Annotated in this window: 6 protein-coding genes; all 6 read left to right on the top strand. The window is 62.2% G+C overall.

Annotation, left to right across the window (positions count from 1 at the left end; all coding sequences use genetic code 11):
• The first annotated feature begins 131 nt into the window (after positions 1–131).
• The 6 genes from AC1DD5_RS06500 (at position 132) to AC1DD5_RS06525 (ending at position 11,629) form a co-directional block, all read left to right on the top strand.
• Complete coding sequence (locus tag AC1DD5_RS06500; RefSeq protein ID WP_477520913.1) at positions 132–1,031, top strand: SDR family oxidoreductase; 900 nt, start codon at positions 132–134, stop codon at positions 1,029–1,031.
• Between the two features lie 56 nt (positions 1,032–1,087).
• A complete protein-coding gene (locus tag AC1DD5_RS06505) occupies positions 1,088–2,011 on the top strand; it encodes a biotin--[acetyl-CoA-carboxylase] ligase (RefSeq protein ID WP_477520914.1) in 924 nt (307 codons plus the stop codon).
• A complete protein-coding gene (locus AC1DD5_RS06510) occupies positions 2,004–2,597 on the top strand; it encodes a PH domain-containing protein (RefSeq protein ID WP_477520915.1) in 594 nt (197 codons plus the stop codon). The genes AC1DD5_RS06505 and AC1DD5_RS06510 overlap by 8 nt, the downstream gene beginning before the upstream one ends.
• The gene (locus AC1DD5_RS06515; RefSeq protein WP_442019078.1) at positions 2,587–3,765 is read left to right on the top strand and encodes an adenylate/guanylate cyclase domain-containing protein; all 1,179 of its coding nucleotides are present in this window, start codon (positions 2,587–2,589) and stop codon (positions 3,763–3,765) included. Before AC1DD5_RS06510 ends, AC1DD5_RS06515 begins: the two co-directional genes overlap by 11 nt.
• Positions 3,766–4,513: 748 nt before the next feature.
• Entirely contained in the window at positions 4,514–10,603 is a 6,090-nt protein-coding gene (locus tag AC1DD5_RS06520; RefSeq protein WP_477520916.1) for an Ig-like domain-containing protein, read from the top strand.
• A gap of 54 nt (positions 10,604–10,657) precedes the next feature.
• The gene (locus AC1DD5_RS06525) at positions 10,658–11,629 is read left to right on the top strand and encodes an AAA family ATPase (protein WP_442019076.1); all 972 of its coding nucleotides are present in this window, start codon (positions 10,658–10,660) and stop codon (positions 11,627–11,629) included.
• Positions 11,630–11,656 lie beyond the last annotated feature (27 nt).

Consider the following 11,656-nt stretch of genomic DNA (forward strand, 5'->3'; position numbering starts at 1 on the left):
AAAAGGCCCCGCTGGCCAGTCTAGTGACGCCATTGCCGCGAACCGCTGTAGAAACCCTACAATTTTCAGCGCCCAAGCCAAAGCCGTCAGTATGTTACCCGCCAGTAACATACTTGGGTTAGAGTGTCTGCATGACTCCAAGCAACGATGCTTCCGCGGCCTCCGAAGAACGCAAGCCGCAGGGCACAACCCCTTATGTAGCCAGCGGTTCACTCAAGGGCCGCACCATCATCATGTCCGGAGGCAGCCGTGGAATCGGATTGGCCATCGCCACCCGTGCCGCCCGCGACGGCGCCAATATCGTCCTGATGGCCAAGACGGGTGAACCCCACCCGAAACTGGAAGGAACCGTCTTCACCGCGGCCGATCAACTGGTTGCGGCAGGTGGCCAGGCGCTGCCGCTCGTGGGCGATGTACGCAATGACGACGACGTCGCCGCGGCGGTGAGTGCCGCCGTCGAGCGCTTTGGGGGAATCGACATCGTCATCAACAATGCGTCAGCCATTGACCTCTCGCGCACGGATGCGATTGACATGAAGCGTTACGACCTCATGCAAGACATCAACGTCCGTGGAACCTTCCTGCTCTCCAAGCTGTCGCTCCCTGCACTCCGGGAATCCGGGAACGGGCACATTCTCACGCTGTCTCCACCGCTGAACCTCGATCCAAAATGGGCCGGGATGCATCTGGCCTACACCATGGCCAAGTACGGAATGAGCCTCACCACCCTGGGACTCGCCGAGGAGCTTAAGGACGACGGCGTCTCGGTCAATTCGCTCTGGCCTTGCACCCTGATCGATACCGCAGCGATCCGGAACATGCCTGGCGGGCAGCAGATTGTGAAGGCCGCCCGCGGACCGGAGATCATGGCCGATGCTGCGCACGCTGTGCTGACCGGCGCCAACGGTGTCACGGGTTCGGGGAATTTCTACACCGACGAAGAAGTCCTCAGGGCTGCCGGTGTGAAGGAGTTTGCGCCATACAGCCTCGGCGCGCCTGAGGACCGCCTGGTGCAAGACATCTTCCTCTAAGCGGATTCCCATGTTTCGGGCAAGTTCTGCGGGCCGCAACTGGATAGGATTCAGCTATGGATGCCGAACAGCCTGCCAGCAGCGAACCCCTCGACCCCAGGCCAGGGGAAGACCGGCCGTCATTGGACCGCGAGGCACTGCTCCAGCCTGATTTCCTGTCGGCAACCGGAATTTCCCAAGTGAATATTGTCGAGTCCACGGGATCTACCAACCAGGACCTCGTGCGTGCCGTAACTGCGGAGCCCAAAAAATGGGCCGACCTTGCTGTGTTGACCGCCGAACACCAGACGGCGGCACGCGGACGGCTGGACAGGCACTGGGAATCGCCCGAGCGCTCCGCCGTCTCCGTGTCGATGGTGCTGCGGCCCGTCACAGCCGAGGGCATGCCCGTGCCGACGCAGAGCTACTCCTGGCTCTCACTGCTTGCAGCCGTTGCCCTGCGCGAAGCATTGCAGGAAACGGCTGGCATAACTGCAGAGATAAAGTGGCCCAACGACGTCCTGATTAATGGACGGAAGGTCGCCGGAATCCTGGCCCAGATGACGCCACTGGGTGACGGATCGGTCCCTGCAGTGATCCTGGGAGTTGGCCTCAACGTCTCGCTGGCGCAGGATGAATTGCCGGTACCAACCGCCACATCGCTGGCCTTGGAAGGGGCCACGACGACGGACCGCACCGCGCTGCTGAAGAGCTACCTTTCCCGCTTCAGCCGGCTTTACCGCAGCTTCTGCAACTCTGAGGGCGATCCCGCGGCAGGGTTGGCAGGTGGCCCCTCGCTGCATAAGCGTGTTGAGTCGGCAATGGTCACCTTGGGACGCGAAGTGCGCGCGCACCTGCCCGGCGACCACGAAATAGTGGGCCACGCCTCCCGTTTGGACGAGCACGGATCGCTCCTGGTGGTGGACCACGGCGGCCGGGAACACGTTGTGACGGCTGGTGATGTGGTCCATCTGCGCGCCACGGAAAGCGGTTATGCGTAAAGAGTTGCTTCCGGGGGAGCAGGTCATCACCATCACGCGGCAACAGGCCCGCTCGCTGTTCTTGCCAACGCTGGCCTTCATCGTGATTCCTGCCCTGGCGGCCTACGCCTGCGCATGGATCATCAAAGGAAATCCGCAGCGCCTTGCCCCGTTCATTACAGTGGAATGGACGCCATGGCTTGTCGGTACCTGTGTGGGCCTGGCAGCGCTCGTCCTGGTGGCCTACAGCGTGAAGCGGCTCTTGAAATGGCGTTCAGTCAGGTTCATCCTGACCAGCCGCCGGATAATTGCCAAGTATGGAATGTTTCGCCGCGGTGACTGGCAGGTGTCATTGATGGCGGTTCGCAGCGTGGGGGTCCACCAGAACCTGCTGCAGCGGACATTGCACTCCGGGAATATATCCTTGGATACCGGGCCCTCCGGCGAAGCCGTCTTGACGGACGTACCGGAGGTCGGAAAATTCAGGGGCTTCATTCTTGACGCCATGGATGAACTGCCCAAGGGTGGGGTTTTTGAGGGTGAAGTCCTGTCGGATTTTGATGGGTTGCCGTGGGAATTGAGAGAAGGTGGAAGATATGAGCGTTGAGGATCAGCAGTCCGGCGAGGACCTGGACGAGGAGTTCGACGCCGTACCCGAACCTTCAGTGGATGAGGACACGGAACCAGCGCCCATCCAGGCGCCCGTGACCACCGGCCCGCCCACCGGCGTGATGTCCGCAGAACGCCTGGCCATCAAAGCGCTTGAGGCGAGGTTGCTTGGCGGCGAACGCAAGCTCCGCCGTCGTGAAGTTGCTGCCGGCGCCGGTGTCTCCATTCTTTCCGCGCGGAAGTTGTGGCGGGCTTTGGGCTTCCCCAACTTCGGCGACGACGACGTCGCTTTCACCGAACGGGACCAAGCAGCGTTGTCCACCATTCTTGACCTTGTCCGCGCGGGGATCCTCACCGAGGAAGCTGCGATATCCGTTACCCGCTCCATCGGCCAGATGACGGACCGCATGGTGGTCTGGCAGATCGAAGCACTGGTTGAAGACATGGTCCAGGAGCAGGGGATTCCGGATGCCGTGGCCCGCAAGCAACTGGTGGGCCAGCTGCCGGCGCTGGTGGATTCCCTGGAAGAGATCCTGGTCTACTCGTATCGTCGTCAGCTCAATGCCGGAGTTCAGCGGCTTGCCGTTCGTGCCGAGGCCGGCCTGCAAGCGAGCGAAGAAGGCCGCGAAGGGGACGAGGACGATTCTCCTTTGCCTTTGGCCCGTGCCGTAGGGTTCGCCGACCTCGTCTCCTACACAAGCCTCTCCCGGCGCATGAACGAGAAAACCCTGGCGCAAATGGTGCAGCGCTTCGAGAACAAATGCGCCGAGATCATCTCCGTGGGCGGCGGGCGCCTGGTGAAGACCGTGGGCGACGAAGTTCTCTATATTGCCGAGACCCCAGCTGCGGGCGCGGAAATTTCCCTCGCATTGGCACAAGCCTTCACGGAAGACGAGATCTTGCCCCAGGCGCGGGTGTCCATGGTGTGGGGTCGCATCCTGTCCCGACTCGGCGACATCTATGGCCCCACCGTGAACCTTGCGGCGCGGCTGACCACCCTGGCCCAGCCGGGGACGGTGCTGGTTGATGCGATGACCGCTGCTGCACTCGGACAGGACGAACGCTTCGTGCTCGTCCCGCAAAAGTCCGAGAACGTCCGCGGCTTCGGCGAAATCCATCCCGTGATGCTCGCGCGTGGCCGCGGCAAGGGCTTGGTGCTGGACTAACGCTCTCTCACGTCCTGCGGGTTTTTGCGCGTCCTTCTCTCACGTCCTGCGGGTTTTTGGCGATCGTTCTGTCATGTCCTGCGGGTTTTTGGCGATCGTTCTTTCACGTCCCGCGGGTTTTTGGCGATCCTTCTCTCATGTCCTGCGCCGACGCCGGGATAGCAGCGACGCGTTAAATCACGACGTCGGCACTCACCATGGGTGTCCGACGTCGGGAGTTTGCGGTCCTTGGTTTTCCCGAGGCAGCCTCATGCCCCGCGAAGAAGAAGACACGATCAAGGCTGCTCAACGGAACTCCCGCGCGTCGGCCAGAAACCGGTTGGACGTGAGAGAGGATCGGCCAGAAACCCGTTGGATGTGAGAGAGGATCGGACAGAAACCGGTTGGACGTGCGAGAGGATCGGCCAGAAACCGGTTGGACGTGAGAGAGGATCGGCCAGAAAACGGTTGGACGTGAGAGAGGATCGGGCTCAGGTTTCGCAAATCGATGGAATAACCTAGAATTCTGATGAGCGGGCGAGGGGAGTTCTCCCCATCGCCACCTGCCCGGGGGAGGCCATAGGCTGTCACAGCCAATGGAGAGTTCAATCTCGGGTTTCCTTGGCTACTCGTGCGGTGCGTGGGATAGTCTTAGGGACTGAAAATTCCGCCGCCGTATGGGGGTACTGCGGAATGCGTGGCTGCCGGCACATGCCGGTTGGCCTGGACGCCGCCTGGGGGCGGCTGTACACAAGGGAATTTTGGGGCTGTGACATCTTTCTTCGGCAAGCTGGGGCTGAAAAAGCGTCGAAACAAGAAACTCGTATCTGCAACTGCTGTGACTGCGGCCGGCGCCTTGCTGGTAGCGGGCGCAGTCCTGTATCCGGGGTTCAAGACGGCCGAGGTCGATTTGAACGACGGCGGCGTGTGGGTTGTGAGCAAGACCAAGAACGCCGTGGGACGCCTGAATTATCCCTCTCGGGTTCTTGATGGAGCCGTGACACCGGCAACCACCACCTTCGATGTCCTGCAGCATGACGGCAACGTCTTTGTGGACGATGAGTCCGGCTCCACCATCAACCAGGTCTCGGCGGCGAACCTGAAGTTGGGTGGCGACAAGCAGCTGCCCTCATCCTCGCAAGTCAGCTACGGTTCCAGCGTCCTCTCGGTCACGGACCCCGCCCGCGGAAAAGTGTGGGCACTCTCGCCGTCCACCGTCAACGGCTTTGATGAAGAGTCCACGGAACCCGTCCTCACGGGCGCCCAGAACATGGTCTCCGCCGTCGGACAGGACAACCGCATTTACACGGCGGACCCCGGCAAGGGCGAAATCACCGTCACCACCGTGGATGCCAACGGCGAGCGGACTGCCTCGGAAGTAAGCAAGGTGGACGAGCTCAAGGGTGCGGGTGATCTGCAGATTGCTGTTGTGGGCGACAAACCGGTTGTGCTGGATGCCGCATCCGGAAACCTCTTCCTCCCCGGTGGCCGCAAGCTCCAGCTACAGGACGCCCGGGAAGCCAAGCTCCAGCAGAGCAGCGAAGACAGCGGCTATGTGGCCATCGCTACGCGCAAAGCCCTCCTGAAGCAGCCTTTGGACGGGTCCACGGCAGCGACAGTCACCGTGGACGGCGAGGGAGTTCCCGCCGCGCCCGTGCAGGTCAGCAAATGTGTTCACGCAGCGTGGGCCGGGGCCAACAAATACATTCGTGATTGCGACAATGACGCAGACGACAAGAAAAACGATGTCCCCAAGGCCAGCGCATCGCCCAGCTACGTCTTCCGTGTGAACCGGGACCTCGTGGTCCTCAACGACATCAACTCCGGTAGCGTGTGGCTGGTCAACCAGAACATGCAGCTCGTGAACAACTGGGACGATGTTGTCCCGCCAAAGAACCAATCCGATGACCAGGACCAGGAATCCGCGGACAACAACACCATCAACGTCCTCCCCGACCGTACCAAGCCGAACCGTCCGCCCGAGACCAAACCCGATGAGTTCGGCGTTCGTCCCGGCCGCACTTCCGTTCTGAGCGTCCTGGACAACGATTCAGATCCCGACGGCGATGTCCTCACCGCCTCGGTTGGCACCAACGGCCCGAAGTCGGGTGCGCTGGAGAACATTTACGGTGGCTCAGCATTCCAGATCAAGGTCCCTCCCACCGCGAAGCCCGGCACGGAGGTCTTCGACTACAACGCAGCGGACGGCCGTGGCCTGTCGGCTGGTGGCAAGGTGACGCTGCACGTCGTCGCGCCGGAAGAGAACAAGCCCCCACTGTTCAAGCGTGCCGAGCCCACTACGATGCTCGTGGAACAGGGCAAGTCCGTTAGTCAAAACATCCTTACGGACTGGATGGATCCCGACGGCGACGACCTCGTCCTGCTGGACGCCAAGGCTGACAATGACCAAGACCAGGTCAAGGTCCGCCGCGATGGGTTGCTCACGTACCAGGATTCCGGCGCAGCACCCGGCAAAAAGAACGTCACCATCACCGTCTGGGACGGCCGCGCCACCACCACAGGCCGGGTGGTGGTGAATGTGCAACCGCCCGGAGCCCTCGCACCGGTAGTTAACGCGGACCACGTCACAGCAGTGGTGGGCCAGGACCTGGTCATCTCCCCGTTGAAGAATGATGTTGACCCCAACGGCGGCGCCTTGCGCGTGGCCCATGTTGAGGCCGCCGGCCCGGCAGAGCTGGGTCCAGTGACCGACGGCGGAACCTTCACGTTCCGCAGCAACACCCCCGGTCCTGTGTATTTGAGTTACATCGCCAGCAACGGACCACAAAGCAGCCAAGGTTTGATCCGCGTGGATGTGGAGTCCGGCAAGGACGCCGGAGCCCCGGTTGCTGTCCATGACGTCGCCCTGTTGCCTGTGGGTGGAAGCGTGTTGGTTGATCCCCTCGCGAACGACTCCGATCCTTCCGGCGGAGTCCTCGTCCTCCAGTCGGTGACCGTGCCCGACGGGTCCTCGGCATCGGTCAGTGTGATCGACCACAGCGTCCTTCGCGTCACTGACGTCCTCGGCGCCAAGGAACCTTTCGTGTTCAGCTACACCATGTCCAACGGCCGCGCCTCGGCCACCGGAACGGTGGGCGTCGTCCCGGTGCCGGCCCCCGCCGTCGTCGAGGCTCCCCAGCCGAAACCCGACGAAGTGAACGTACGCGTCAACGACGTCGTCACTATTCCAGTCCTGGACAACGACACGCATCCGCAGGGCGAGAAGCTCTCTGTTGATCCGGTGTTGGCCCAGCCCATTGCCGAACAAGACGGCAAGGCGTTCGTTTCCGAAAACACGCTCCGCTTCATCGCAGGTCCTGCCCCCAAGACCGTGCGCGCCATCTACAACGCCGTGGATCCGCAGGGTCAGAAGAGCGCCGCTGCAGTGACCATCCACATCCTCCCGTTGGAAGGCGCCCAGAATTCGCGCCCACAGCCCAAGAACCTGACGGCGCGGGTAGTGGCTGGCGGCAGCGTCCGCATTCCGGTTCCGTTGGATGGCATAGACCCCGACGGCGACTCGGTCCAGCTCACCGGCATCGACAGCACACCCAGCATGGGAACCGCGACGGCGGGTAGCAACTTCATCGATTTCGTCGGGGCAGGCGACGGCGCAGGCACCGATACGTTCCGATACAAGGTGATTGACCGCCAAGGAGCGGTCAACACGGGAACTGTCACAGTGGGAGTTGCGCCTCGCGGTGAAGACAACCAGAAGCCGGCTCCGGTGGATGACGAAGTCAAAGTCCGACCAGGCCGGCAGATTGCCGTGGATGCTACTGCCAACGACACTGATCCGGATGGTGACCTGATCCGGATCGTGGCCGATGGCATTGAAGCTGACGCCGGCTTGGACGCCCATGTGAGCAAGACCAGTGGCCGCATCCTTATTACAGCGCCTGCTGCAGAAGGCACGGTGAACGTCCGCTATTCCGTGGCCGACGACCGCGATGCCGTAGGCCAGGCCAGCATCAGGGTGATCGTCAAGAACGATATCCCCCTGCAGGCCCCGATTGCCCGCGACGACCGCGTGACGTCTGCGCAAACTCTCGGGAAGACAGCCGTGGATGTTCCTGTCTTGAAGAACGACGAAGACCCCGATGGCGTGGGGGAGAATCTCAAGATCAGTACCGGGTTGGAGACGGCCCGGCCCGGATCTGAGGGCAACGTGATTGTTGACCTCACAGAGCAGCCCCAACTGGTGCCCTACACCGTGGAGGACGTGGACGGGCAGAAGTCCACGGCTATTATCTGGGTGCCAGGCATCGGGCAGCAGGTTCCCACGTTGGTCAAGGACGAGGTGGTGGAGTTGGTATCGGGCCAGTCCGTCACCGTAAATTTGGCCGACTGGGTCAAGGTCCGTGATGGACGTTCACCCCGCCTCACCCAGGCGGACCGCATCAAGCTCATCGGGGCCGACGGCAGCGATCCAATCGCCAACGGTGGCACTGCAATCAAGTACACCGCAGGCGCAGAATATGTGGGCCCGGGATCCATCAGCTTTGAAGTCACGGATGGAACCGGTCCTGATGATCCCAACGGCTTGAAGTCCACGCTCAGCATCCGTACCAAGGTGCTTCCGGACCCCAATAAGAACAATCCGCCCACGCTGCTTGGCAGCCAGGTTGAGGTTCCCAAGGGGGACTCGGCGAGCCTGGACCTGGAGAAGCTGACCTCGGATCCTGATGCCGACGACGTCCAGAACATGAGCTACGAGCTGGTGGGCGCTGCGCCCGGTGGTTTCCGGGTGAACGTCGACGGTAAGACACTCAAGGTTTCCGCGAACGATTCCGTGCAGATTGGCCAGAGCGGCACAGTCCAGGTGAAAGCCAAGGACCGCCGCGGGCTGGAAGCGCTAGCTACGTACAAGCTCTCCCTGTCCGCATCCAACCGGCCTAAACCTGTTGCCAATGATGACGTGGAACCTGATGCCCAATCTGGCAAACCGGTCACGGTCAATGCGCTGGCGAACGATTCGAACCCGTTCCCGGATACACCTCTGAAGATCGTCTCGGCTGTCACGGAGACTGGCCAGGGGACGGCGGATTCCAGTGGTGGAATCGTGACGGTGACGCCGGCAACGGGCTTCACCGGAACGATGGTTGTGGCATACACCGTGCAGGACAAGACCGGGGAGCTCTCGCGTTACGCCACAGCACGCATCCGGCTCACGGTGAAGGACAAACCGGCGGCCCCGACCACTCCGCTTGCACAGAGCGTCGGCGACCAAACAGCCTTGCTGACCTGGAATGCCCCTGCGGACCGTGGTTCACCCATCACCAAGTACACGGTGTACGGGGAAGGCGGCTTCAAACAGGAATGCCCTGCCAACACCTGCACGCTCACGGGCCTGACCAACAACGTGAAGTACCACTTCGCAGTGACGGCTACCAACGCCATCAACGAGTCCGATCGCTCGCCGCTGTCTGCCGAGGTTCGACCCGACGTCAAACCGGACACCCCCGTGGCGCCGACGCTCAAGTTCGGCGACAAGCAGTTGTCCGTAGCCTGGGTCCCGCCAGCCAGCAAGGGCTCGCCCATCAAGTCCTACGATCTTGAGATCTCCCCGTCTCCTGCGGGCCAGAATCCCCAGATCCAGAACCTCACCGGTGCAAGCTACGTCTGGAAAGGCCTGACGAACGGCGTTGCCTACCAGGTTCGCGTCCTGGCCAGGAACGACGCCAAAGAACCCTCGGAGTGGAGTCCCTACTCGGCCGCCGAAACTCCGGCAGGGGTACCGGCAACACCGGCTGCTCCCTCAGTGTCCGGCGCAGGATCAGTTGGCAGCCAGAGCCAGTTGAAGGTCAGCTGGGTAGCTCCCAACAACAATGGCGACCCCGTGTCTGCCTACACGCTGACCACCTACCGGGGTGGCGCCGTCGTGGGTTCACAATCTGTAGCCGCGACATCGCAGAATGTCACCGTGGCAAACGCTGAGGCTGATTACACCTTTACTGTTTCGGCTACCAACAAGGCCGGTGTCAGTGGAGTCAGCCAGCAGTCGGCTGCTATTCGTGCTGCGGGCAAGCCCGGCACGGTGGGCAGTGGTTCGGTCGCTGCAACTGGCAGCAGTGGACAGCTCCGGGTGACGTTTACGCCGCTGACCGCCGCGGAACGCAACGGTTCGCAGGACAACGAGATCACCTACCGCTGGCAGACCGCCTACGGTTCGGGTCCGATTGGCCGGGGCGGCGGAGACATCGGTGGCCAGCCGAACGGCACCAACGTGGTGGTCAACATCATCGCCACTTCAGTGAAGAACGGCATGTCCGGCGATGCCAAGGCGATCGGCACGGGGAACCCCTACGGGCCTCCCAACGCGCCGAACGTCAACGGTGGAAAGTCCGCCAAGGGAGATGGCCAGGTGCACTGGACGTGGAACAACCCGTCCATGAACGGCCGTCCCTTGGATCACTACGAAGTCAGCCTGGATGGTGGCGGTTGGAACGGCGTGGGGAAGGCCACGAGCTTTGATGCCTCCGGCGGGGGATGGAACAACACCCGCAACCTGAAGGTCAGGGCTGTGACTGTTGTGGCCGGACCGGCCGGCAGCGCCAATTCCACCAGCGGCGACGACCCCACCCCACCGCCGCCAGCGTCACAGATCCAGGTGGACGCCAGCAGCGTCCGCACCTGCCCGGGCAAACCCGGTCTGCCGGACTCCTATACTCCGGGCAGCCCTGCTGGTTGCGGCGTCGGCTGGGTGGAGCGCTCCTGGGGCAAGATCACCATCAATTGCACCAAGGACATTTACGGCAACGGCACCCCCTGGTACCGGCTCCAAGGCAGTGCCAAGGACAGCTGGTTCGTCAAGTCCACCACGGTGGATCTCTACGGACCCCGGCCCGGCGGTTGCTGAATTGCCCACAACACGTCATCCCAACCCGTCATACCCAGAAAAGGATTCAACCCCATGACCATGACAAACGAGCAGGCCGCGTGGTTTGCAGAAACGTTCGACAAGCTCGTTGCCAACGTGGGCCAGGCCGTTCTGGGCAAGGACCACGTGATCCGGCTGACCTTCACGGCGATGCTGGCTGAAGGCCACGTCCTGTTTGAAGATGCACCGGGTACCGGCAAGACCTCGCTTGCCCGTGCCTTGGCTGCGACTGTGCAGGGTTCCCACAACCGCATCCAGTTCACCCCGGACCTCCTGCCTTCGGACGTCACGGGTGTGACCATCTATGACCAGAAGACCCAGAAATTCGAGTTCCACAAGGGCCCCGTCTTCAACAACATCGTCCTGGCCGATGAGATCAACCGCGCCTCGCCGAAGACCCAATCGGCGTTGCTGGAGGTCATGGAGGAATCACGCGTCACTGTGGATGGCACCACGTACGAAGCAGGCCGTCCGTTCATGGTCCTGGCTACGCAGAATCCGATTGAACAGGCCGGTACGTACCGCCTGCCCGAGGCACAGTTGGACCGCTTCCTGATCAAAACATCCATAGGCTACCCGGACCACGCCTCCACCGTGAGGCTCCTGGGTGGGGCCAACTTGAAGGACCGTTCCAAGGACCTCACCCCCATCATCACCACCCAGGCCGTGGCTGACATGGCGGACCTCGCCGCCACCACCCATGTGGACACTGCAGTGCTGGAATACATTTCACGGCTCTGCGAAGAGACGCGCAACGCTTCCGAGACCCGCCTTGGCGTCTCCGTCCGTGGTGCTTTGGCCATGGTGCGCGCCGCGAAGGTTTGGGCCGCCGGACAGGGACGCAACTTTGTGCTGCCGGACGACATTAAGGAACTCGCTCCCGTGGTCTGGACACACCGCCTGGTCATGGATCCCGAGGCCGAATTCTCCGGCGCGACGCCGGAGGTGGTGCTCACGCGTGTCCTGGCCGAGGTCGCGGCCCCGCAGCAACGCGCGAGCGCATAGGGCTGTGCGAACGCTTAACAAAGTAGT

The sequence above is a fragment of the Paenarthrobacter sp. 10L420 genome (assembly GCF_056395385.1).